Below are 23,973 nucleotides of genomic sequence, written 5' to 3' on the forward strand. Positions count from 1 at the left end.
ATTTTCCGTTCATCATTATAGCACAAAACACATATCTTTTCATACTTTAATTATCCCAATGTAATGGCTCTTTCAAGCCTTTTTCCTTATAAAATACAGAGAAAAGCTATTAGAAGATTATATATAATCAGCTAATAGCTTTTTAGTAGAAAAGGGCTGTTTTATTACAGCCCCTTTCATATTTTTCATGTTATGTAATTATCTGGAACTAGCAAGTACTACCATACCAATCAAGATACCTAAAATGATTACAGGAATTAAACTCGTAATAATAGAAATGCCAAAAGTTGCTAAATGGGATTTATTAATTTGGCGACTCAATAATGTTAAGCATACCCAGAATGTATAGACTGCAAAAGCTATCGTTGCGAATATAATAATAGTTATCCATACAATACTACCTACTGTAGAATCAGGATGAGAGCCTAGTAGCAGCAAAAATGGCAATGATAGTAATAGGAAGCCAATGAAATATACTAAGCCCATAATCTGATTATAAGCTTGTTCGTACCACATGATTTTTAACACAGACTCATATGTAGTATGGGCATCAAATTTATTGGCGACCCAAGAGAAAATCGCAGAATAAATAGCAATACCAATAAAAGCAAATAGCAAGCCAACCGCTAGGCCTAATATACCGGCCCCAGAAAGAGCCGCCGCACCAGTAAGTGCAACACTAAGTTTATCCACAAATATCATACTCAAAAAAGTAGGTAGAATATTTGAAAATACGAATGCCACCAATGCCAAAGCTACTGTAGCATAGAACCCTTTTCGACAAGATCCATGCTCTACAATCTGTGGAATACCGCGTTTAAAGGGAGCTACCACAAGCTGCCAAATATCTGAATACCATTTTGTTTCCATAAAACCTCCAAAACACCTATATTTCTTTAATTGTAACACAAACTATATTTAAACCGTCATGGACAACATTATACCTCCCACACCAAAGATGAAGGATATTATGTAAAAAGAAATTCCCGTTATCCAAAGATTTAGACCAAATTGCTTATAGGTAACTTGCCCCTTCAAAATAATAACTATGGTCAAGCCCTTTCATCAGCAACCCCTGATTTATTAATGATAACCATATCAAGTCTCCTTTTTATTTAATCTGATAATATATTATACTATATAATCTAACTTTGAAGATATTATTTTAGCCTATTATAACGCAAAAAAGCAGCCCACTAGGGGCTGCTCTTTTATTTATCTTATTGCAAAGATGCTGCAATTTTTGTAAGGTTTTCATCCATACGTTCTAAGTATGTTTTATTATCTTCGTTACTTTCGATAGTGTAAATAGTTTCTACCTTAGCGCCTACTTCTTGTGCCAAAGTTTTGGATACTTCTGGACTAGCCATTTCTTCTGCAAAGATAGTAGTGATATGGTTTTCTTTAGCGTATTCGATGAGTTTAGCCAATTGCGCTGCATTTGGTTCGCCTTCAGCAAATACATCTTCCACACTATTTTGTTCTAAACCAAAGTCACGGCATAGGTACGCAAACGCTGCATGGCCTGTAACAAAGTTTTTATGCGGAGCTTTAGCGAATTGCTCTTCATATTTTTTAATCATTGCATCTAATTTAGCAACGTATTCAGTATAATTCTTTTCATAATAATCCTTGTTTGCTGGGTCAACTTTTACAAGGGCATCCTTGATATTTTTCACTTCAATTTTAGCATTTTTCAAAGATAACCATGCATGAGGATCTTCTGCACCATGTTCTTTAATTTCTTCTGGATCAGTATTTTTAATAGCTTCAACGCCTTCAGTAGCTACAACAGATACGAGTTTATCATTCTTAGCTGCTTCGATAGCTTGTTTTGCCCAAGGCTCCATACCAAAACCGTTATACACAAACACTTGAGCTGTTGCCAATTGTTTCATATTTTCAGGTTTCAACTCGAAATCATGTGGTTCTACACCATCTGGTATAATAGTAGATACCTCTACCTTGTCACCACCAATAGCCTTTGTAAACTCAGCCATTGCATTAAAACTTGTTACCACTTGGATTTTTTTACCTGCTTGTTCCTTCTGTGCATTCGGGGCATCATTGCCACAACCTGCAAATAAAGCAGCCATCATAATACCTACAACTAACAAAATCAGTTTCTTGATCATCGTAGTCCTCCTTTGTAAAATCCTGATCGCTATGCCTATACAGAATACACTCTATTCTTTAGTTGCAGTTGCGACTCAGTTGCATTTGTAATATAGTTATAGTATAAACTTACTTAGAATTTTGTCAATCAGAAATGTGGTTTTCATATGTTATCAATAGAACATCTTTATTTTTCCTATCAAGGTCAACCGCCTTATGTGTTAAATGACCTTAATTTACATATTCACAGTGGTGATTATATATCCATCGTTGGGGATAATGGGTGTGGTAAAAGTACCTTGCTCCGTCTCATTTTAGGTTTTCTTACCCCTGTAAAAGGCTCTATCAAGCGAAGCACCAATAATATTCGGTATGTGTCTCAAAAAAATGACTTCTCTCACGCAGGCTTTCCTATTACGGTAAAAGAAATCCTCGATTCCTACCGTAAACTTTTAAAGATTAAGGATAAACAGGAAGTCAATCGCGTATTAGAGCTTACCCATATGACGGAATTTAAAGACCGTCTCATCAGCAAACTTTCAGGTGGACAAGCTCAGCGTGTATCTATCGCCCGCGCCCTCATCGGTAAGCCTGACCTCATCATCCTCGATGAGCCTTCAACAGGTATCGATAGAAAAAGCCAAGAGGGCATCTATGCTCTACTTCGAAATTTGAACCAAGAGCACCATATTACGATTATCTCTGTTGAGCACAATATCGAAATGGCTCTCGCCAACTCTACCAATATCTACCATATTGCAAATGGTCAAGGTCACCTTTGCTCCCCTGAGCAATATGCTAGTGAAATCATGCACAGTACAGGTCGCAATCCAATAGATCACAAAAACTGCTCCTGTTTCACAGATGTAACAATAGAAGCTCAAGCTCAGGCTCAGGCTCAGGCTCAGGCTCAGGCTCAGGCTCAGGCTCAGGCTCAGGCCGATGATACCACAGTTGAGGAGGTGCGCCATGTTTAGTTATGATTTCATGCAAAATGCCTTCTTCGTAGCAATTTGTATTTCTCTTTTATGTCCATGTATTGGTATCTTCATGGTGCTACGCCGTTCCAGTATGATTGGCGATACCATGAGTCACGCATCGCTAGCAGGTATTACACTAGGTTTATTAACGAATACTAATCCAATTTTAGGAGCCTTTATCTTCACTGCCATCTGCGGTGCACTCATCGAGTTCTTGCGAAAATATTTTTCACACCATCTCGATCTTATTCTTACTATCATCTTATCCCTCAGCATCGGTACAGCTATTACACTTATTAGCTCAGGCAAACTAAAGGCTAACGCAAATGTATTCTTCTTTGGTAGCATCCTAACGGTAAACGCAACCGATATGATTAGTATTGCAGTGCTCACCATTTTATCAGTATTAACGCTATACTTTTTGTATAACTCCTTACTCTACATCGCTTACGATGAAGAAGCGGCTCGTGTAGCAGGTGTTAAGGTAGATTTTATCAACTATATCTTTGCTATCTTAATGGCTGCCGCCGTATCCATTTCTATTAAAATCGTTGGTGTTCTCGTATTGAGTGCCATGATTGCATTACCAGTAGCATCTGCATTACAATTAGAAAAAGGATTTAAAATAACTTTATTATGCTCCATTGGATTTAGCTTACTTGCCATGATTATCGGACTTTTTGGATCCTACTTCCTTAACGTAGCACCTGGTGGCTTCGTGTCCCTAACGTCGGTAGGTATTTTATTGGTAGTGTTAGTCATTAAAAATATTCGCACCATCATACGACGCTTTCAGTTTAGTAGATAAGCTAAAACAATAATTTATATATTTAGGCATAAATATTATAGCTAGTTAGAGTAATATAACTAGTTAGAGTCAAATAATACAGCTAGTAGATTAAAAAATATAACTAGTTAAATATAAAAATATATCTAACCAAATGCGATAGCATATTTGATATTCTATTAGCCATATAAGTCATTTAACTATACAGGTGTATAGCATGTTTAGTATTAAAATAGAATCGAAAGAGAGCTATGAATACAACAACTTGGCCAGAAGGCATAAAAAAGACCAAACAGCGCGAAGCCATTTGGTCTGTATTAACAACTACAGATAAACCCATTACAGCCCTTGAAATCGCAGAACACTTAGGTGACGGTAGCACTACTTGGATGTCTACTATCTACCGTACACTTGAACTATTAGAAACTAAGGGTATCGTTACACGTACCACGCTCATGGGTAGTGATATGGCATATTATGAAATCACCCCTCATACACACCGCCACTATGCTGTATGTACGAGCTGTGGTGCTATGATACCACTCCATACCTGTCCTGTCGTAGAAATGCCTAAAGAACTCAGCAAAGCAGGATTTACTGTGACGGAACATCACTTAGAGATTGCTGGAATCTGTAGAAACTGTAAGGATAAAAATAAATAACAAAAAGGACGTAACACTGTAGTTACGTCCTTTAACGTTTTAGCGTATACTTTGGAATTAACCGTATTTAGCTTTCACCAATTACAGCATCAACGGAGCCACTAAGAAACCGAGTGCTACGGAGATGGCAATAGCAAGTACGCCAGGTATGAAGAACGGATGGTTAAATACGAGTTTACCAATTCGTGTAGAGCCCGTATCGTCCATTTGTACAGCCCCCAAAAGTGTTGGATATGTAGGCAATACAAAGAGTGCAGATACAGCTGCAAAGGATGCGATAATAATATAAACGGATCCTGTGTTCTCTGGTGTAATACCGAGAGCTAGAATTACAGCTGGTACCAAAGCTTGCGTAGTTGCCGCTTGACTATACAACAATGTACTTGCAAAGAAGAACGCTACCGCCAATAGGAACGGATATGCTGTTACCATGCTAGAAGCGAGCGCTTTGATTTCAGGGATATGACCTTTTACAAAGGTATCACCCAACCATGCTACGCCTAGTACACAGACACAAGCGGATAAGCCGGATTTGAATGTACTTGTATTAACAAGTTCTGCTGTATCAAGCTTACAGAAGAATGTGATAGCAGCCGCAATAATCATCATAAAGCCGATGATAGCATCATTTCGACCAAAGATAACTGGTTTAATAATACCAATGTTTTTGGAAATTGCTGTTGCGTAGAATACGATACAAATGATACCAATCAAGAAAATCAATACTGAAGTTTTTGCACCAGGTTTTAAGTGGAAATCAGTGCTTTTTTCACGAGGTGGCGCCACGTGACCTGCCGCCAAACGTTCTTGATACACTGGATCAGAAGATAAATCATTATTCGCAAAGGTAGACATGATAAATGCCGTAATCATAACCCCTACAAATGTTGTGGAAATACAGATGGCGAGCAATGTAGGATAGTTAACACCATATGGCTCAAGGAACCCACTCATAGCAACTACTGCTGCCGATACAGGACTCGCTGTGATACCAATTTGGCTTGCTACAACGGCGATAGATAATGGCACAGATGGCTTAATGTTTTCACTTTTCGCCACCTCTACGATTACTGGAATCATAGAGAATGCTGTATGACCAGTACCCGCTAGAATAGTTAAGAAATACGTAACAGTTGGTGCCAAATAGTTGATATGCTTAGGATTTTTACGCAAAATACTTTCAGCAATGCGCACCAAATAATCAAGACCGCCGGCTAACTGTAAGGCACAGATGGCTGCGATAGCAGACATGATAATCAGAATTACATCCCATGGAATCTGTCCCGGAAACATCCCCATACCAAGGCTTAACAACACAACCCCAAGGCCGCCAGCGTAACCGATGCCCATGCCACCTAGGCGAACACCGAGGAAGATGGCACCAAATAAAATAATAACTTGCATAATTACATAAATGTCCATACGATGACCTCCTTTATACATATATAGTATCATAGATATGCTAAATAATCATCGAATTTTGGCAATGTATAGTCTATAGTTTAAAATATGACGAAATTTCGATATGTTATGCAAAAAAACTACACCCCATTGCCTTAAACTACTAACAAAAGACAATAGGTGTAGCTTTTCAATAATTAATTTAGCATTATAAAATAATTGGGCGCATATCTTTAAGTATCCCCTCTTCCTCAGTGGCACGTTGGATACTTTCACCTACAATACGAACCATGTCCTCTAATTGTTCCACAGCGGATGCCAATGGAGGCATGAGGATAACCACGTCGCCAATAGGGCGGCAAATAAGACCTTGTTCACGGGCAAGGATTGCCACCTTAGCACCTACCGCATCATTCGGGCGATACGCTTCGTGGGTGGACACATCTTTTTCAAGTTCAATACCTACGATGAGGCCCCGCTGACGAACCTCTTTAACATGTTTCAAAGATTTAATAGGTTCTAGAGCCTTTGTGAAAGCGTCTACTTTAGCAGGCAATTGTTCAATTACCTTTTCATCACGGAATACTTTCAAAGAAGCCAACGCAACGGCACAGGCCAAGGCATTACCAGTATAGGAGTGACCATGATAGAATGTTTTCTTTTCTTCAAAGGTGCCGAGGAATGCATCGAATACGCGTTTTGTAGTCAATGTTGCCGCTAATGGAAGGTACCCACCAGTGATACCTTTGGATAAGGTCATAAAATCTGGAGATACCCCTTCATGTTCGCAAGCAAAGAATTTGCCAGTTCGACCAAAGCCAGTAGCTACTTCGTCAACGATGAGGAATACATCGTGTTGTTCTGTTAATTCACGAACGCGTTTCAAATAGCCGTGAGGCATTACGAGCATGCCTGCCGCTGCTTGCACCAATGGTTCCATAACAAGAGCTGTGATTTCATCACCTTCTTCGTTAAGGATGCGTTCCAATTCAGTCAACGACTCTTCAAAGGCTTTATCTCGATCTGCCAAATCTCTATACACACCAGGGCTTGGCAATGTTAATGGTTTAAATAATAGATTATGGAATACTTGGTGGAATAATTGAATACCACCTACGGATACAGTACCTAATGTATCCCCATGATATCCTGCATTGAGGGCAATAAACTTAGTCTTTTTCGTTTGCCCTACTTGTTGACGGTATTGGTACGCCATTTTAATAGCCACTTCGATAGCCGTACTGCCATCATCAGAGAGGAATACTTTATCTAAGCCTTCTGGAGCAAGCTCTACAAGCTCTTTACACAATTGTGCAGACGGAGGACTTACGAGGCCTAATAACGTGCTATGCGCGATTTTATCGATTTGATCCTTCAATGCTTGGTTCAATACAGGATGGTTGTGACCATGAATATTAACCCACAAGGAGGATACGCCATCGTAATACTTTTTACCGTTCTCATCGATGAGGTATACCCCCTCACCGCGTTCAATTACTACTGGTTCTTGTGCTAGCCAATCTTGCATTTGTGTAAATGGATGCCATACAAACTCGTGGTCCCATTGTGCTGCTTGTGAAAGCTGTTTCTCTGTCATTTCGTCACCTCATACTTACTAAGTTTACAAACTATAACTCTCTATCACATATACCTTATATAAACTAAATTAAGTTGCCCAATCTAAGGTATGCTAAATTACAAATTTAATACGTCTCAAAATTACTGTTAACATGTACTCAATATCACTTCTAACATATATAAAATTGCTATAGCTAATATAAAATCAGCCAATTATTATTTATAGACCTAATACTGTGTTCCATAATTCCTTAGAATCAATAAAAGATCGAGCCCAACCAAGTTGAACCTTTTGAATATCCGGACCTTGGTATGGCGGCACTACAGCTACTACAGGAACACCTGTGTAACGCTTCATATCTGCCACATTTGTTTTCAACAAAAACAGATCTACAGCTGTTGTATCATTTACGATAATAGCTTTCACCTCGATACCATGCAACTTAGCATATTCGCAAGTCAAAACGGCGCGATTAATAGATCCAAGACGACCATCTGCTACAACAATTGCTGGTAATTTGATATCTTTCATAAAATCTGTGAAAGTTTTATCTCCATAGAGAGGGGTCGTGATACCGCCTGCACCTTCTACAAAGGTTATGTCATAGCGACTCACTACATCTAATGTATGTTCTACAAGGCCATCATAGTCAATCTCGATACCAGCCAATTCCGCTGCAAGGCGAGGTGAAAAATCACCGGCAATAGCATAAGGATTCACTTCATGACGACGAGATTCAGGAATACCTGCCGAGCGCATCAAATGTGTTGCATCTTTACTCTCAAGGCCAATATTATAATTATCCTCATCCATCGTCACACATTCAGGGAAAGGAACTGCACTAGAAGACACAGGTTTCACCATACCAACAGCAAAGCCATCGTCTACAGCCATCGCCCCCAATAACCCTGTCACAAACGTCTTACCTACATCTGTATCTGTACCAATTATAGAAATACCTAACTGCTTCATACAAGGCTCCTCTCAAGCGAATACTTACTGCCGCATAGGTTAACTAATGTATATGATTAAGTTTACAATCTAATTACAATATACAGCGAAAAGGAATATATAGTCAACCTATTATTACTGTTCAAGTTTACGATTCTATGACTCTATGGGGCCCGAATACATCGCTACATTTTAGCTAAAAAGCTGTGTCCCTAACCTCCGCGCTCCATAGTAAACTAAGTCGCACTTCGATTAGGAACACAGCTTTTTATAACATTATCGCAGTATTAGTCCCATAGAGTCACAGACCGCTATTTTGAATACGATAATAATAGGTTGGCTATATGGGAAAAGAGAAAGGGAATGGCTAAGCCATTCCCTTTCTCTTTTGATACAGTGAATTTTGTTTTATTGATTTATGGATAGACTCGATTGGACAAGTTCACAAATACAGTTATAAAAAGAGTAATGACTAACCGATTAGCGACTTAGCTCGCTTTGGAGCGTAGAGGTTAGTTATCGTTCTTTTTCACCTAAATGTACAAATCAACTTGGGCCCCATCAAATCTTAGCCTAGATTTCAAGGTAGCGGAATTCGCCTGTATCAGGATCCATCATGCCCCCATAGAAACCCATCCCTTTTGGAAATAGTGGATGGTGGCGTAGGAAGTTAACTGTATAAATTACATTGTCTTCAGAGATATGGAATCGATCCATCCAGTCGATAAGGCCCGGTTCGATCATGCGAATAGCATCTTCACTGATACCTTTCGCTTTCATAGATTCCATGAATGTAGTAGCAGAAAAATCGATCATACCGCAGTTTTCATGACCGATGATTAGCACATCTTCAATTTCCATACCATAGGTAGCAACGAGCAAGCTTTGCACTATGTTATCGATAGGTTGTGTTACACTATTTCCTGCAGTTTTGATGACAATTATCTCACCTCGATTAAAGCCTAGTGCTTCTTCTAGCATACCTACTAAGCGGGTATCCATACAAGTTACGATGCCTAACTTTTTTGTAGGATGGCTTGTTAGCCCCGCCTTTGGTAGCTCAGGGTGTTGTTTCACATATTCTTTATTGGTTTCAATTATTTTTGTAATATCAATCATAAAGGTCCTCACTTTATATACTCTATTTCCACCTGAAATAGATTCTATTCATTATATACACCTTATTCATCACAAAACAAGTTTAAATTTCAACTTATAAATTATTATTATGAATTTTACGATTATATAAAATCTTTAACTCAATAATATTAACTCCTATCTTATAATTTGTTTTTATTTATATTAATCATATAAAAACTTCAAAAATGCGATGAATATTCTGTATAATTCTGACATATATAGTAGATTTTAAAACCCTTCCTATGGTACTATTAACACTATAGAAAGCAAACGCCACATGATACCGCATATGACGTGAACTGTATGTACAGTAAGGAGGTTTTATAATGGGTATCAATCAAAAAACGTTGCCAGGCATTTTGCTCTGTGCCATTCTCGCTATTCCTTGTTGGCTACTAGGACAGCAATTTCATCTAGTAGGTAGTCCAATCTTTGCCATCATTTTAGGTATAATTATCGGTTCTATCTTCACCTCTTGGAAACGGGAAAAAACAGGTGCTGGCATTGGATTTACATCCAAAAAGATTTTACAGTGGGCCGTTATTTTGTTGGGCTTTGGTCTTAACATTACACAGATTCTACATGTAGGTTGGATTTCTTTACCTGTCATCATTTCTACCATCGCTACATCGTTAATCGTATCCTATGTTATTTATCGATTAACCCATATTGACTCTAACTCAGCTGTTCTCATCGGTGTTGGTTCATCCATTTGTGGTGGTTCCGCTATTGCTGCAGCGGCACCAGTTATTAAAGCAGAGGATCATGATATTGCACAAGCAATCTCTGTTGTATTCTTCTTCAATGTGGTAGCCGCCTTCGTATTCCCTCAATTAGGCGACGCCATTGGGCTCTCTAACATGGGCTTTGGATTGTTCGCTGGTACTGCAGTTAACGATACTTCTTCTGTAACAGCAACAGCTGCTGTATGGGATAGTATGAAAGGTACGGGCACTCAAGTTTTGGAATATGCTACTATCGTAAAGCTAACACGTACCCTAGCTATTATTCCTATATGTTTAGGCCTCGCTAGTTATCAAGTATACAAAGCCAAGAAAAATGCCTCTCAGACAGATGGTGCAAACGTTAGTATTGCTAAGATTTTCCCAAGATTTGTTTTATACTTTGTACTTTGCTCCCTTATTACAACAGCATTATCCTATGCTAATGTAGATATTCAATTCTTGAGTATCTTCAAAACAATTTCCAAATACTTTATTACAATGGCTATGGTAGCAATCGGCCTTAATACAAATATTGTAAAATTATTAAAATCCGGCGGCTCTGCTCTAACCTTAGGTGCTTGTTGCTGGATTGCTATTTCTGCCGTAAGCCTTATGGCACAACATATGATAGGTTTATGGTAGAAAATATACATATATTGTATATTATGTTATAATTATATATGAATAGAATAGTAAGGACCCCTCCAGTAATGGAGGGGTTTCGTGCTACTATTCACCTTATTAGTACTTTATCATACCATAGTCAGGAGGGTTAATATGTACTTCTTACAAGGACTTCTTGTCGGCCTCGCTACGTTTGCCCCTGTTGGCATGCAAAACCTCTTCATTATTAATACGGCCTTGGTGCAACCTGTCCGTCGCATTATATTGACGCTAATCATACTAGCGTTTTTTGACATGAGTTTAAGTGCTGCCGCCTTCTATGGTATTGGTGCCGTTCTTGAAATGTGGCCACTCACAAAGCTCATAGTTCTCCTCTTTGGGGGCCTCCTCATTGTTTATATGGGCTTTAATATATTTAAAACTGAACCAGACATGCGCAATGTGGACACACATATTCCAATTAGAAAAATTATTGTCTCAGCCATTGCGGTATCATGGGGCAATCCTCAAGCCATTCTAGATGCGACAATGATGCTCGGTGCTTTTCAAGCTAATATTCCAAAAGAAAGCATCTACCACTTCTTCGCTGGTTTCTTAGTTATGACACCAATTTGGTTTGGTTCTCTAGCTACTACAATGCATCTACTAGCTAAAAAAATTAAAATTACTCATATGGCATGGATTAACCGTTTCTGTGGTTCGGTTCTCGTCATTTACGGTATCAAACTATGTATTGATGGCTTCATGATGTTAAGAGACTTTTTGTAAGGTTATAGTCATAGATACAAAGAAAAGTCTAAATCACTAATACCATCATAACTATATAAGAAAAATACAAATAGATGATGTACAAAAAAGAAAAAAGTCGTTAGCAAGTTGCTAACGACTTTTTCATTTATAATCTCATTTATAATTCTTCAAGTACCTGCCGGAACATATCTCTAAGAGCTACAATATACGAATTATTTTGATTTCGTTGCGATATAAAGTAGTAGTGGCGTTCCATAGGTTTACTATGATTCGTCAACACCTTACGTTCGATACCTGGCATAGGATCTGTTAAGTATTTAAAACAATCTAATAGTAATAGCCCTTGCTGCCCTGCAACCAGGTATCGTGCTTCTTCTAACGTACGAGCATAAGCGAAGGCACCATTATAACCTATGGCCTTACGATAGTGTTCCTCTTCAGACAAGGTATATTTCCCGCGACACAATAAAATAAGTGGTAAATCATCGATATGCTTTAGTTCTACACAATCTTCATTAGTATATCCTTGTGGTACCTCTATAAATGTAGTGGCTTTATCAATTAAATGACTTTCAAAATCATCAGACAAAATTTGCCATTGATCATTAAATACTACATCTACACGACGATCGCTGAGCATGCCATATAGCTCTTCATGACTGCCGCTGTACATACGAATATCTAAATTTTTATAACGCTTTGCCATGCGAATCACAGTTTGCTGCATAGCAATCCCACTATAACGGTTCAAATAGCCAATGCGCAAACTCACCCGTGCATCTGTACCAATGCGCGTCGTTTCTACCTTAATATCATGGAACCGTTCTAATAACTTCTTACCAGATCGATATAAATATTGTCCTGCTGGTGTTAGATGAAAGCTTCGTTTCTCTCGAACCATTAATTCAACACCAAGGCTATTTTCAAGAGCCTTGATTTGCTGAGATATAGCAGATTGAGATACATATTGCTCTGTTGCAGCTTGTGTAAAACTGTTATTATCTACTACACATACAAAATACTCTAATTGTTTTAATAACATAACGATGCACTCTCATCTCTCTTACGGATTAGACAAATCAATACCTTTGAAACATTTCGCAACATATAGCCCCATATTGGAGTTTGCTATACGTTTTCTCTACATAGTATCTTACATAGAATCTATAGTATCTATCGATTCTCTACATAATACTAAATATATTTAACTATGTCTAAAACGGTGAAAGCAGATCAGCTATGATGATTAACTTTCACTAGGAATAACTAAACTACGATAAATAAACAGGGCCGCTACAAAGAATATAGCTGCTGTAGACCAAAAGACCGCCCCATACCCAAAGGCGCGAGCAATCATACCACTAAGGACAGGCCCCAATACATTTCCCATCATGGCTACACTCGACACCGCACCAAATACGATACCTCGGCGCTCAATAGGAACAGCCTTGGATATGAGCGTATTGGCAATCGGTGTAATAAAGCCCATGAAGAATCCTGCAATGGCACGGAATATGCCAAGGCCCCATATACTAGGCATTATATATTGAAGTATAAACAAAGACCCTACAGCCCATGTAGCAGTAAAAACAATACGAGGCATGGTTAAACGTTCTGTTATCTTGCCAATGGAGATTGAAGCTAAAGCACTAAACAAACCGGCGCCAAAAATAATTATACCAACAATGGTGGCTACAAACTCATCATTCATATGCATATAGTGCTTAATGTATAGTGGTAAAATAGGACCAATACCGGTAATACCAAAATTACATAAGAACAATAGCCCTACCAAGAGGCGAACACGAGGTATGACCAAAAAGGATTTAATTAGAGACAGCTGCGACTCTCTAGCATCTACCTTATGCTCAAACTGTAGATTAGGCATGAATAGATAAATTCCCAACATACAAAGCCCTGTTAAGGCTGAGAACATAACAAATGGCGCGCGATAACCTAACAAGTCCGCTGCCAAACCACCCATAAGCGGTCCAAAAACGAGGCCCATAACCATGGAGGCTTGATATAAGCCCATCGCCCAAGGCACCTTATCCTCAGGGGTTATGAGAATAATAATAGCCAAGCCTATCGGAACATATCCCCCCACCACGCCTTGCAAAATACGTAACATCAATAACTGCCATGGTGTTTGTGTAAAAGCACAGGCACCAACCGTAACCATCAGGGTAAACAAGATAAACATCATTACCTTACGCGGACCAAGCTGATTTGCCTTACGCGACCAATAGGGAGCACTAAGAGCCACCATACAAGGCGTTACACCTGATACAAGGCCTGCCCACATGGCCGCTTCTCCTGGATCATGAAGACCTAGCTCAGCTAAAAATAACGGAAGGAAGGATAATACACCGATAATTGTTATACCCCCACCAACCTGTATAGTACAGATTAGGTATATAATTCGTTTCCAAGAAGAATCCATAATATCCTTCTTTCCTATTTGAAATTACCTATAAAGGTAGTAATATACATATCGATATGAGCTAAAGTATACTATAATACAAAAAAATGTTTATAGAACAGATTTTTACTCTTACCTCAAAAGAATGCAATAGCATATATTTACATAAATCCATAGAATATATACTTATGATTCTATTGTATCGCAAACGACAAAAAAAGACCATCGCTTATACCCATTAGGGCCAGAGATGGTCTCTTTTATCATGTGGTTCCCCTACTTTTACTAAAGAAAGAGATGCCTACGATATATTATTTTTGTTTGAACATCCAATAAATATAGTAAATAACAAGCGCATAAGTTACTACGTCAAATACAGGCAAGAATGGTACCATTTTAGATAAACGGCCAAATCCATGAACATGGATATTTGCCGCAATAATGGCAATTAGATTCAAGCGATGAATCCAGATTGCTTTTTTACGGGATACAGATTTTGCCATATTGCCTACCCAAGGTGTTAAGTATAATACCGCAAAGATAAGAGCAATAAACATAGCCACAAGAGAAATATAGCCGCCCCAGAAGCCTAAGAAGGATTTCAAAGCTTTCAAGAAGTATACATACCAGTGTGCACATACGAGAACAACACTAACAATACCTACGATGCGATGAACTTCAAACATTTCTTTTGGATTATATCGTTTGATAAACCATTTTGGTTTTGTTGCAATGTATGTTAATACAAGCCATGCCACATAAGGAATAAGTCCTAAGTGAACCTTCCAGTTGCCGAATGGTCTACCACCTGTTACATAACCATATTCCACCATACCCATAAATATTAGGGATAAAACTGCAATCCAAATTAAAATATGGTATTTACTCTTAAACTGTTTTTTTACAACTTCTGCCATAATAAACCTCTCTATGTCCTATACGATCTACAAGTATACATCTAGTTTGGCCTAATGTAGCATGCTAATAAAACACTCTCACCCTATAGCATTCTACTTAGAACTAATTACTGATTAAATTAGAATCCAATTATTACATTAGAATTTGAAGTTAAGATCCGCACGATAGTAATCATTTACGCGATTGCCTTCTTGTGTTTTAGCATTGAAACCGTAGTATGCATTAATGCCAATATTTTTCTCTGGTGCATAAGATGCGCCCAACTCCCACGCCTTATAACCTTCAAAACGCGTTGTTTTTTGTAAATCATTAGATTCGTATTTTTGTGTTTTGAAAATCGGTGCATTTTTAGCTTGATCGTAGTAATCTAAGCCTACTGCCCAAGAATTCTTTTTATCAATTTTGTAGTTGCCCCATTTAGCGCCTACATTCCAAATATCAGAATCACTCAAGCCTGATGCTTTAACCCACTCACCGTGAACATCAAGTTTACCTACATTATATTTCGCATTGAAGCCATATACATTATCAAAGTCATTATTTTTCTTGCCATTACCCATGCGTACATTCGCTGTACCTACATGAGCAAGCATACCACCAAAGCTAAAGTGATTATTTACAGCCACATTAGCATTCACAATGCTCACATCACCGTTATTTTCCTTGGAAACTTTTGCAAAACGGCCTGCTGTCATATAACCATAAGCACCATTCAAAGTAACTTTTTTACCAAGTTTAGCTGTAGCACCTACACCATCAAAGTTTGAACTATAAATCAAGCCACCACCAAATTTTTGGGTATAACGACCAGCATCAACTACAACATTTTTACCAAATTTGTGCTCTACATAAGCTAAATCCCAATTAGCTTGTGCTGTTTTAGAGCTATCACCTAACTCGATAGCACCTGTTGTAATACGAGCTTTCACAGATGTATTTTTATTAACCTTTGCATCTAGGCCTAAACGTACACGGGCTGTGATTTTATCTTCGTAATCATAACCATCGCCACCCTCTTTGCCGATGTAGTTGATACGAGCATCACCAGTAACTTTAACATTACCTACACGGTCTTCCAATTTAGCTACACGTACGCCCAATGTATTTAATTCATTGGAAAACTCATCTGCTAAGCGATTCAACATAGCTTGTTGTTCTGCATTGGCACGATCTTGATTAGCCATACCTTTTGCAATCATTTGAGCCATTTCATAACGGGTAATGTTATTTTGACCTTTGAAAGTTCCATCAGGATAACCATTAATAATACCTGCTGTAGCCAATTGATCTACAGCTTGATATGCCCAACTATCAGATGGAACATCAGAAAATGGGTTAACAGCAAAGGCTGTAGCCACACCCATCATGGCTGCTACTGCAAAAGCACTAGTCATTTTACGTTTAATCATAATAAACCTCACACACGAATAATAACAAGAAATAAAATGAATAGATAATGAATATATGACTCTGATTATCATTATCATATTTAACATACAGATAATATCAATTTTCATTAAGGTAGTAAATAGAAAATGTATATCAATCTCACAATCATTTATGCATCAAACTGATAATATAGAATATTGAATTCCTTAGAAACTAAAAATATAACAAAAAAATCCCCTCTGTATAACACAGAAGGGATTTTATCAATTCATATTATTTCTTTTTTAACATCAAGTAAATGCAGTAAAGCACAAGTCCGTATGTAATGATATCAAATACTTGTAAGAATGGTACCATTTTGGAAATGCGATTAAAACCATGAATATGTATATCTGCTGCAACTAATGCTACAAGATTTAAACGGTGTAGCCAAATGCCCATATTACGACCAGAAGCGGTAACTTTTCTAAGTTTTGGCGTTAAGAACGCAAGGCCAGAAATAGTGGCGATACTAAAGGAAGTAAGAGCTACATAACCACCCCACCAACCTAAGATTGATTTAGCAGCTTTACCAAAATAAAGGTATAAATGGAACGCAATAACAGCTACAGTAGCAATACCCAATGCACGGTGCACCTTATACATGTCACCTAAATTATAGCGGCTTGTAAACCATTTAGGGCGAGTCGCTAAATAAGTCATAACAATCCATACACACCATGGCACAAGGCCTGTGTAAACTTTGTAGTTACCAAAAGCACGGCCACCAACCATGTAACCCCACTCTAATAAACCGATCATAATTAAGGAGAATACAGCAATCCATATAAAGATATGGTAAATACTTTTTTGCTGTTTTGTTGTTACTTGATCCATCATATACCTCTCTAAATAACATCTAAAAATTAATCTATACGATATAGTTTATCATTTAAATCGAATTTTGTAGATTACTTATATTAGATAGATAGTATTTATTATAAGAATAATTCTAAAATAAAATATCTATTATGGTAATTCTAAGCTTATTACAACAAACAATATTCTTCTCTACTGAGAGTAAAATACAATCTAATACAGAATAAGTAAATAAAAAGCCCCTTGTAGTTGTGAGCATATGCTTTCACTATTACAAGGGGCTATAGATTGATTAATCCTATTATATCTAGGCGTACAAATCAATCATCATCCTAATTATTTTTGATCACGTTTACGATATACGATGAACGGACGTGTTAAGTAGTTGAGTGGAACACTCAAGCAGTGTACCAAACGGCTGAATGGGAAGATAATAGCCACTACCATCCAAGCCAACATGTGGAATTTAAACATGAATGGTACGCCTTCCATCAAGGATGGATCTGGCATAAAGGATAGCAAGCTACGGAACCAAGGGCCGATGGATACGCGGTAATCAAAGAAACCAGATGCATTAAGCAATGTACCAGCCATACCGCTGAAAATAGCTAATGTTAAGAACAAATATAACCATTTATCGAGGCCAGATGTGTTAACTTTCATAGCAGGCACAGTAAAGCGGCGTTTCATCAAGAGCAAGAAGCCTACGATGAAGATGATACCAGCTACAGCACCCATATATAATGCACCTTCATGGTACATATGGTCATTGATACCAATAGCAGCAGTCCAAGCTTTAGGTACTAATACACCTACTACGTGACCGCCGATAACGCATAGCAAGCCAAAGTGGAACAATGGATTAGCGATGCGCAATTGTTTTTTCTCTAAAAATTCACTCGATTTTGTAGTCCAGTTTCTTTCAAAGTAGAAGAAACGAACCAAAGTACCTACGATTAAGAAGGTGAATGCGATGTAAGGCAAAGCGCCCCAAAGGAATAGATTCATCGTGCACCGTCCTCCAATCCATTTGCAACAGACAAGATAATATCAAACAAGAATGCATAAGGCAGTTTAGCCTCAATGAAGCGTTCTCTAATGTATTCCAATTTTGGCTTACAATAGTCGTAAATTTCTTTTGATTTTTCATCATCGATAACGGCACATAGCTCAAGAAGTGCTGGAATATAATCAGGCATTTCTTTTGGCAAATCATAGTCGTTTTCGAGGAAGAAAGCTTTAAATTTTACGAGTTCTTCCGCTTGTTCCCCTGTACCTTGTAACTCATACGTCGATAAATACATAGTTGTATTTTGACTAAAATCAAAGGTACGAACATATTGGTCTTCAAATTCTTTTTTATCGGATTCCTCTACATAGTCGAAGAATTCTAATAAACCTTGGCGAAGTTGAGGATGCCCAACGGATTGGGCGTCCTCTCTCCATTCAGGTAATTCGTTATACCATTGTTCATCAGGATAGCGTAGAAGAAATGACGCAATAAGAGCGATTTTCTGAGCATCCTTCATTATTGACATCCCCCTGTAGGGCAAGCAAAGCCGCGATTTTGTTGCATTTCTAGGCGACCTTCGCGAGATACTTTAACATCAGATGGGATAACAAAGCGATCATTGTATTTGGACAATGCCAACAATTTATACATAGCGTACATTTGATCTTCTGTTAAATCAACTTTGTGTTCGATAGGACCATCACCTGTTTCACGACGGCGCATGTATTCACGCATGTCGAGAACACGTTGCAATGTACGAGCTAAGATTTCTGTGTTACCTGCTGTAAACAGATTAGCTAAGTACTGTACAGGCACGCGCATTTCGTGTGCATCTGGCAAGTATACATCAGATGTTACACGTTGCAAGATTGGGCTGAGTGGTGGCACATACCAAACCATTGGCAATGTACGGTACTCAGGATGCAATGGCAATGCCACGCCCCATTCTTTTACAAGTTTGTATACAGGAGATTTTTGAGCTGCTTTAATCCATGCTTCGGAGATACCTTCTGCACGAGCTGCTTTGATAACCTCAGGATCATGAGGATCCAAGATTAACTCTACTGTATTTTCGTAAATATCTTGTTCATTTTTTGTAGCTGCCATTTCTTCGACTTTGTCCATGTCGTAGAATACAACACCTACGTAGCGCATACGACCTACGCATGTTTCAGCACAGATTTGAGGCAAGCCATTTTCCAAACGTGGGTAACAGAATACGCATTTTTCAGCTTTATTTGTTTCCCAGTTGTAGAAGATTTTTTTGTATGGGCAAGATGGAACACAATGTCTCCAACCGCGACATACGTCTTGAGATACAAGAACTACACCATCTTCATCGCGTTTGTAGATTGCGCCAGATGGACATGCAGCTACACATGCAGGGTTCAAGCAGTGGTTACAAAGACGTGGCAAGTAACGCATGAATACTTCTTCGTAGTCAAATACGATATCTTCGCCCATCTTAGCCAAGTTCACATCGGAACGAGCATGTTGACCACCTGCTAAATCGTCATCCCAGTTAGGGCCCCAAGTAACTTCCATTTTTTGTTTAGTCACAAGAGAGCGAGGACGAGCAACTGGTTGGTTGTTTTTACGACCACCATGAATCAATGTTTCATAGTCATATGTCCAAGGTTCGAAGTAATCCTTCAATTCTGGTTGTTCAGGATGGAAGAATAATTTCATCAAACGGTTTGTTTTAGAACCTGTAGAAAGAGCCAATTTACCAGAATTATCTAATGTCCAGCCGCCTTTCCATTTTTCTTGGTCTTCCCAATGACGTGGGTAACCTACGCCTGGGCGAGTTTCCACGTTATTGAAGTACATATATTCCGCGCCTTCGCGGTTCGTCCATGTATTTTTACAAGTGATAGAGCATGTATGACAACCCAAACACTTATCCAAATTTAGGACCATAGATACTTGAGCCTTAATCTTCAAGCCAATCTACCTCCTTCATTTTACGAGCCACAATTGTCATATCACGTTGGTTACCAGTTGGGCCATAGTAGTTAAAGCCATAGCTCAATTGGCCATAACCGCCGATCATGTGTGTCGGTTTCATGTGAATATGAGTTGGTGCATTATGCGTACCACCGCGTTGTTTCTTAACCTTCGCGCCAGGAACGTTGATGTGACGGTCTTGGGAATGGTGCATATAGGAAATACCGCGAGGAATACGTGGGGAAACTACAGCACGAGCTGCAACGATACCGTTTTTGTTGAAAGCTTCTACCCAATCATTATCTTTAACGTCAATTTCTGCTGCATCATCTTCGTTGAGCCAAATTGTTTGACCACCACGGAACAATGTCAACATTTGTTGGCTATCGAAATACATACTATGTGTAGACCACTTATGATGTGGTGTTAAGTATTTCAATGTGATTTCAGGGATACCTTCTTGTTTGTAGTCACCTTGTACTGGTTTATAGGACAATACAGGTTTGTACAACGCCATAGCTTCACCGTAATCACGCATCATTTCATGGTCACAATAGAAGGATTGACGACCTGTTACGGTACGGAATGGTACTTTATCTTCTGTAGATGTTGTAAATGGAGAGTAACGACGGTTTTTATCGTTCTTACCAGTACTTGTTACAGAGCTAATGATGAAGCGTGGTTGGCGAACCATATCATCGAAAGTAATTTTTTCTTGTTCGCGACCTTTTGCGTTCTTTTCAAGACCAGAAAGACCTGTTTTTTCTTCCATAGCTTTCCAAGAGCGAACAGCCAATTTACCATTTGTACAAGAAGATAATGTTAATACAACATTACAAGCTTCCTTACATTCGTAAATGCTAGGACGGCCATGAGAAATGAATTCTGGATTATCGATGATACCATTTTGATCATATAATGTCTTGTATTCATCAGATACATCCCACGCCATGCCATGAGCACCCATTTTATTTTCGATATTAGGTCCCAACGCAATGTATTTTTCAAAGATTTTACTGTAATCACGTTTTACATGAACAAGGTTCGGCATTGTTTTACCAGGAATTGGTTCACATTCGCCTTTGCTCCAGTCAAGAACCTTACCTTCTGGTTGTGCCACTTCACCTGGGCTGTCATGACCAAGAGGTAATGCTACGATATCTTCATATTCTGTGAAGCCAGACTCTTTCGCTACGCGAGATACTGTTTCTGCAAGGGTACGGAATGTATCCCAGTCAGATTTAGTTTCCCATGCGCAATCAACAGCTGCTTGGAATACGTGTACATATGGATGCATGTCTGTAGAAGACAAGTCTTCTTTTTCATACCATGTAGCAGCTGGGAATACGATATCAGAGTATAAGCCTGTAGAAGCCATACGGAAGTCGATATCGATTAAGAGGTCAAGCTTACCAGCTTCATCTGCTTCGCGCCATTTGATTTCTTCTGGTTTTACTGGTGCATCATCATCTTCAAGAACACCATGTTTTGTACCAAGTAAATGTTTTAAGAAATATTCATGGCCTTTAGAGGAAGAACCGATAAGGTTTGCACGCCATACAAACAAGTTGCGTGGGTGGTTTTCTTTAGCCGCTGGATCTTCTACGCAGAATTGTAATTCTTTGTTTTTCAATGCTTGCGCCACATATTGATTGATTTCTGCTTCTGTACCAGCACCTGCTGCACGAGCATCGTTAATCAATTCTTGGCTACCTTTATTGAAAGTAGGGTAAGATGGCAACCAACCTAAACGTGCAGCCAATACGTTGTAATCACCAGGGTGACGGTAACGAGGTTTAGCTAATTTAGACACGCGGTCTGCCAAATCGATGCAATCAGAACGATATTGTTCTGTAGCAAAGTAGAACCAAGATGTACCATTTTGCAAACGAGGAGCTTTACTCCAGTCGTTAGCTGTCATGATACCGCCCCAGCCTTCAACAGGACGAAGTTTTTCTTGACCTACGTAGTGAGCCCAGCCACCACCGTTAACACCTTCTGTACCACAGAACATGATGAGGTTCAAGATTGTGCGGTAAATGATATCTGCATGGTACCAGTGGTTAATACCACCACCCATGATAATCATGGAGCGACCTTTAGTTTTTTCTGCATTATCTGCAAATTCACGAGCTGTAGCAATAGCGATATCTGCTTTTACGCCAGTGATTTTTTCTTGCCATGTAGGTGTGTAAGGAGTGTCATCAGTGTAAGCTTTAGCCACTTCACCGCCGATACCACGATCGATACCATAGTTAGCAAGAATGAGGTCATATACAGTAGTTACTTTTACAGGACCATCAACAGTTTGTACTGTAATCGTTGGAATAGCACGTTCAATAACGCCTTCGTGTTCTTCATCGCCAAAGTATGGCAACTTAACAACAGTTACATCTTCACGTTGATCAAATACGGATAAACGAGGGTCAATTTTAGCCCCTGTATCGCGGTTTTCAAGACGCAAATTCCATTTTTGAGGGTTCGTGTGACGTTCACCCATCGTACCATTAGGAACAACGATTTCATTTGTAAGTTCATCGATCAATACCATTTGGAAGTCAGCGCCTTCTTCTTGGCGACCTAAGTCCTTAGCATTCAAGAAACGGCCTGGTTGTACAGTGCCATTGATATCTTCAACGCGTACAAGGAATGGCATATCAGTAAACTCTTTTGCATACTCTTTGAAGTATGGAGTTTCTTTATCGATGTAATATTCTTTTAAGATAACGTGACCCATTGCCATAGCAAGCGCCGCATCAGTGCCGGCTTTTACATTGAGCCATGCGTCGGAAGAAGTTGTAGATTCCGCATAGTCAGGGGATACGGATACAACTTTTGTACCTTTGTAACGAACCTCTGTTAAGAAGTGAGCATCTGGGGTACGAGTCAATGGTACATTGGAACCCCAAGTCATGATGTAACCAGCATTGTACCAGTCACCAGATTCAGGAGTATCTGTTTGTTCACCCCAAACTTGAGGGCTGGAAGGTGGTAAATCGGCATACCAGTCATAGAAGGACAATGGTGTACCACCCATTAAGTTAAGGAAACGTGCACCTGCTGCATAAGACAACATGGACATCGCTGGGATTACAGAGAAGCCTGCGTTGCGGTCAGGGCCGTATGTTTTCGCAGTATATAATAAGGATGCAGCAGTAATTTCTGTTGCTTCATCCCATGTGGAGCGCACAAAGCCACCCATACCACGGGCAGATTTGTATTTTTTCGCTTTTTCAGGATCTTCTACGATAGATTTCCAAGCTTCGATTGGGTTCTTAGCATGCTTTTTCGCTTCTCTCCAAAGCTCAGCCAACTCACCGCGTACATAAGGATATTTTACGCGCAATGGGCTATAGAGATACCAAGAGAATGTCGCACCACGAGGGCACCCACGTGGTTCGTAATCCGGCATATCATCTGGTGTTTCAGGGTAGTCAGTAGCCTGATTTTCCCATGCAACAACACCATTTTTAACGTAAATATTCCAGCTACAAGAACCAGTACAGTTTACGCCATGCGTTGTGCGGACAACTTTATCGTAAGACCAACGGTCACGATAAAAATTTTCCCACTCGCGACCGCCATCTTCAGTTATTTGATGGCCGCTTGGAGATACGTTCTTCTTGCGAAGAAACTTAAACTTTTGAGACAACAAGCTCATCTCGTGTCCTCCTTCAAAACTACAAAAAAATCCCTTATGCTAGCTGAGCTAA

The 23,973-nt window shown here is 39.0% G+C and carries 20 protein-coding genes; 5 read left to right on the forward strand and 15 right to left on the reverse strand.

The features are described 5' to 3' along the window. Nucleotides 1–198 precede the first annotated feature (198 nt). Nucleotides 199–870 (reverse strand): hypothetical protein, encoded by a 672-nt coding sequence (locus E7A03_RS04390; protein ID WP_021147682.1) that lies wholly within the window; start codon nucleotides 868–870, stop codon nucleotides 199–201. A 350-nt stretch (nucleotides 871–1,220) separates the two neighbouring features. Continuing rightward, nucleotides 1,221–2,135, reverse strand: coding sequence for a metal ABC transporter substrate-binding protein (locus E7A03_RS04395; RefSeq protein ID WP_008603023.1), 915 nt, complete (start codon nucleotides 2,133–2,135; stop codon nucleotides 1,221–1,223). Nucleotides 2,136–2,282: 147 nt separating this feature from the next. Here E7A03_RS04395 and E7A03_RS04400 point away from each other — a divergent pair, with 147 nt between their 5' ends. The 3 genes from E7A03_RS04400 (at nucleotide 2,283) to E7A03_RS04410 (ending at nucleotide 4,544) form a co-directional block, all read left to right on the forward strand. Next, nucleotides 2,283–3,092 carry a metal ABC transporter ATP-binding protein gene (locus E7A03_RS04400; protein WP_287540698.1) on the forward strand — a complete coding sequence of 270 codons (810 nt, stop codon included), beginning with the start codon at nucleotides 2,283–2,285 and terminating at the stop codon, nucleotides 3,090–3,092. Further along, nucleotides 3,085–3,903, forward strand: a complete 819-nt coding sequence (locus tag E7A03_RS04405; protein WP_004693987.1) for a metal ABC transporter permease — start codon at nucleotides 3,085–3,087, stop codon at nucleotides 3,901–3,903. The genes E7A03_RS04400 and E7A03_RS04405 overlap by 8 nt, the downstream gene beginning before the upstream one ends. A gap of 230 nt (nucleotides 3,904–4,133) precedes the next feature. Beyond that, nucleotides 4,134–4,544: a Fur family transcriptional regulator gene (locus tag E7A03_RS04410; protein WP_077708030.1), complete on the forward strand. Its 411-nt coding sequence runs from the start codon at nucleotides 4,134–4,136 to the stop codon at nucleotides 4,542–4,544. 81 nt (nucleotides 4,545–4,625) lie between these two features. Here the strand turns inward: E7A03_RS04410 and E7A03_RS04415 are convergent, their stop codons facing one another. The 4 genes from E7A03_RS04415 to E7A03_RS04430 form a co-directional block, all read right to left on the reverse strand. Further along, nucleotides 4,626–5,966, reverse strand: a complete 1,341-nt coding sequence (locus E7A03_RS04415; RefSeq protein WP_008603031.1) for an anaerobic C4-dicarboxylate transporter — start codon at nucleotides 5,964–5,966, stop codon at nucleotides 4,626–4,628. Nucleotides 5,967–6,153: 187 nt separating this feature from the next. Continuing rightward, entirely contained in the window at nucleotides 6,154–7,542 is a 1,389-nt protein-coding gene (gene bioA / locus E7A03_RS04420) for an adenosylmethionine--8-amino-7-oxononanoate transaminase (protein WP_077708029.1), read from the reverse strand. A 201-nt stretch (nucleotides 7,543–7,743) separates the two neighbouring features. Next, the gene (gene bioD, locus E7A03_RS04425) at nucleotides 7,744–8,496 is read right to left on the reverse strand and encodes a dethiobiotin synthase (protein WP_077708028.1); all 753 of its coding nucleotides are present in this window, start codon (nucleotides 8,494–8,496) and stop codon (nucleotides 7,744–7,746) included. A gap of 552 nt (nucleotides 8,497–9,048) precedes the next feature. Continuing rightward, nucleotides 9,049–9,594, reverse strand: a complete 546-nt coding sequence (locus E7A03_RS04430; RefSeq protein WP_012863820.1) for a beta-class carbonic anhydrase — start codon at nucleotides 9,592–9,594, stop codon at nucleotides 9,049–9,051. A gap of 347 nt (nucleotides 9,595–9,941) precedes the next feature. On the opposite strand from E7A03_RS04430, the gene E7A03_RS04435 reads away from it, so the two are divergent. Further along, nucleotides 9,942–10,982, forward strand: coding sequence for a YeiH family protein (locus E7A03_RS04435; RefSeq protein ID WP_077708027.1), 1,041 nt, complete (start codon nucleotides 9,942–9,944; stop codon nucleotides 10,980–10,982). Between the two features lie 135 nt (nucleotides 10,983–11,117). Then, on the forward strand, nucleotides 11,118–11,732 hold the full coding sequence (locus E7A03_RS04440; RefSeq protein WP_004694005.1) for a LysE/ArgO family amino acid transporter: 615 nt from the start codon (nucleotides 11,118–11,120) through the stop codon (nucleotides 11,730–11,732). A gap of 139 nt (nucleotides 11,733–11,871) precedes the next feature. Here E7A03_RS04440 and E7A03_RS04445 read toward each other — a convergent pair whose 3' ends face one another. From E7A03_RS04445 to E7A03_RS04485, 9 genes are all read right to left on the reverse strand, one after another. After that, entirely contained in the window at nucleotides 11,872–12,756 is an 885-nt protein-coding gene (locus tag E7A03_RS04445) for a LysR family transcriptional regulator (protein ID WP_008603042.1), read from the reverse strand. 204 nt (nucleotides 12,757–12,960) lie between these two features. After that, nucleotides 12,961–14,157, reverse strand: coding sequence for an MFS transporter (locus E7A03_RS04450; protein ID WP_156697106.1), 1,197 nt, complete (start codon nucleotides 14,155–14,157; stop codon nucleotides 12,961–12,963). Between the two features lie 290 nt (nucleotides 14,158–14,447). Next, the gene (locus E7A03_RS04455) at nucleotides 14,448–15,053 is read right to left on the reverse strand and encodes a hypothetical protein (RefSeq protein WP_012863818.1); all 606 of its coding nucleotides are present in this window, start codon (nucleotides 15,051–15,053) and stop codon (nucleotides 14,448–14,450) included. Nucleotides 15,054–15,191: 138 nt separating this feature from the next. Further along, nucleotides 15,192–16,463 (reverse strand): putative porin, encoded by a 1,272-nt coding sequence (locus tag E7A03_RS04460; protein ID WP_077708026.1) that lies wholly within the window; start codon nucleotides 16,461–16,463, stop codon nucleotides 15,192–15,194. 253 nt (nucleotides 16,464–16,716) lie between these two features. Beyond that, nucleotides 16,717–17,319 (reverse strand): hypothetical protein, encoded by a 603-nt coding sequence (locus E7A03_RS04465; RefSeq protein ID WP_077708025.1) that lies wholly within the window; start codon nucleotides 17,317–17,319, stop codon nucleotides 16,717–16,719. A 318-nt stretch (nucleotides 17,320–17,637) separates the two neighbouring features. Beyond that, the gene (narI, locus tag E7A03_RS04470; RefSeq protein WP_101928706.1) at nucleotides 17,638–18,309 is read right to left on the reverse strand and encodes a respiratory nitrate reductase subunit gamma; all 672 of its coding nucleotides are present in this window, start codon (nucleotides 18,307–18,309) and stop codon (nucleotides 17,638–17,640) included. Then, nucleotides 18,306–18,830, reverse strand: coding sequence for a nitrate reductase molybdenum cofactor assembly chaperone (gene narJ, locus E7A03_RS04475; RefSeq protein ID WP_156697105.1), 525 nt, complete (start codon nucleotides 18,828–18,830; stop codon nucleotides 18,306–18,308). The genes narI and narJ overlap by 4 nt, the downstream gene beginning before the upstream one ends. Next, nucleotides 18,830–20,257, reverse strand: coding sequence for a nitrate reductase subunit beta (narH, locus tag E7A03_RS04480; RefSeq protein ID WP_077708023.1), 1,428 nt, complete (start codon nucleotides 20,255–20,257; stop codon nucleotides 18,830–18,832). The genes narJ and narH overlap by 1 nt, the downstream gene beginning before the upstream one ends. Beyond that, the gene (locus tag E7A03_RS04485) at nucleotides 20,247–23,921 is read right to left on the reverse strand and encodes a nitrate reductase subunit alpha (RefSeq protein WP_156697104.1); all 3,675 of its coding nucleotides are present in this window, start codon (nucleotides 23,919–23,921) and stop codon (nucleotides 20,247–20,249) included. The genes narH and E7A03_RS04485 overlap by 11 nt, the downstream gene beginning before the upstream one ends. Nucleotides 23,922–23,973 lie beyond the last annotated feature (52 nt).

The organism is Veillonella parvula (genome assembly GCF_032472435.1).
Classification (GTDB): Bacteria; Bacillota; Negativicutes; order Veillonellales; family Veillonellaceae; genus Veillonella; species Veillonella parvula_N.

What these genes read in the sequence shown, in the direction of transcription:
- E7A03_RS04390 (WP_021147682.1), bottom strand. Translation starts at nt 870, where the DNA reads ATGGAAACAAAATGGTATTCAGATATTTGGCAGCTTGTGGTAGCTCCC.
- E7A03_RS04395 (WP_008603023.1), bottom strand. Translation starts at nt 2,135, where the DNA reads ATGATCAAGAAACTGATTTTGTTAGTTGTAGGTATTATGATGGCTGCT.
- E7A03_RS04400 (WP_287540698.1), top strand. Translation starts at nt 2,283, where the DNA reads ATGTTATCAATAGAACATCTTTATTTTTCCTATCAAGGTCAACCGCCT.
- E7A03_RS04405 (WP_004693987.1), top strand. Translation starts at nt 3,085, where the DNA reads ATGTTTAGTTATGATTTCATGCAAAATGCCTTCTTCGTAGCAATTTGT.
- E7A03_RS04410 (WP_077708030.1), top strand. Translation starts at nt 4,134, where the DNA reads ATGAATACAACAACTTGGCCAGAAGGCATAAAAAAGACCAAACAGCGC.
- E7A03_RS04415 (WP_008603031.1), bottom strand. Translation starts at nt 5,966, where the DNA reads ATGGACATTTATGTAATTATGCAAGTTATTATTTTATTTGGTGCCATC.
- bioA (WP_077708029.1), bottom strand. Translation starts at nt 7,542, where the DNA reads ATGACAGAGAAACAGCTTTCACAAGCAGCACAATGGGACCACGAGTTT.
- bioD (WP_077708028.1), bottom strand. Translation starts at nt 8,496, where the DNA reads ATGAAGCAGTTAGGTATTTCTATAATTGGTACAGATACAGATGTAGGT.
- E7A03_RS04430 (WP_012863820.1), bottom strand. Translation starts at nt 9,594, where the DNA reads ATGATTGATATTACAAAAATAATTGAAACCAATAAAGAATATGTGAAA.
- E7A03_RS04435 (WP_077708027.1), top strand. Translation starts at nt 9,942, where the DNA reads ATGGGTATCAATCAAAAAACGTTGCCAGGCATTTTGCTCTGTGCCATT.
- E7A03_RS04440 (WP_004694005.1), top strand. Translation starts at nt 11,118, where the DNA reads ATGTACTTCTTACAAGGACTTCTTGTCGGCCTCGCTACGTTTGCCCCT.
- E7A03_RS04445 (WP_008603042.1), bottom strand. Translation starts at nt 12,756, where the DNA reads ATGTTATTAAAACAATTAGAGTATTTTGTATGTGTAGTAGATAATAAC.
- E7A03_RS04450 (WP_156697106.1), bottom strand. Translation starts at nt 14,157, where the DNA reads ATGGATTCTTCTTGGAAACGAATTATATACCTAATCTGTACTATACAG.
- E7A03_RS04455 (WP_012863818.1), bottom strand. Translation starts at nt 15,053, where the DNA reads ATGGCAGAAGTTGTAAAAAAACAGTTTAAGAGTAAATACCATATTTTA.
- E7A03_RS04460 (WP_077708026.1), bottom strand. Translation starts at nt 16,463, where the DNA reads ATGATTAAACGTAAAATGACTAGTGCTTTTGCAGTAGCAGCCATGATG.
- E7A03_RS04465 (WP_077708025.1), bottom strand. Translation starts at nt 17,319, where the DNA reads ATGGATCAAGTAACAACAAAACAGCAAAAAAGTATTTACCATATCTTT.
- narI (WP_101928706.1), bottom strand. Translation starts at nt 18,309, where the DNA reads ATGAATCTATTCCTTTGGGGCGCTTTGCCTTACATCGCATTCACCTTC.
- narJ (WP_156697105.1), bottom strand. Translation starts at nt 18,830, where the DNA reads ATGAAGGATGCTCAGAAAATCGCTCTTATTGCGTCATTTCTTCTACGC.
- E7A03_RS04485 (WP_156697104.1), bottom strand. Translation starts at nt 23,921, where the DNA reads ATGAGCTTGTTGTCTCAAAAGTTTAAGTTTCTTCGCAAGAAGAACGTA.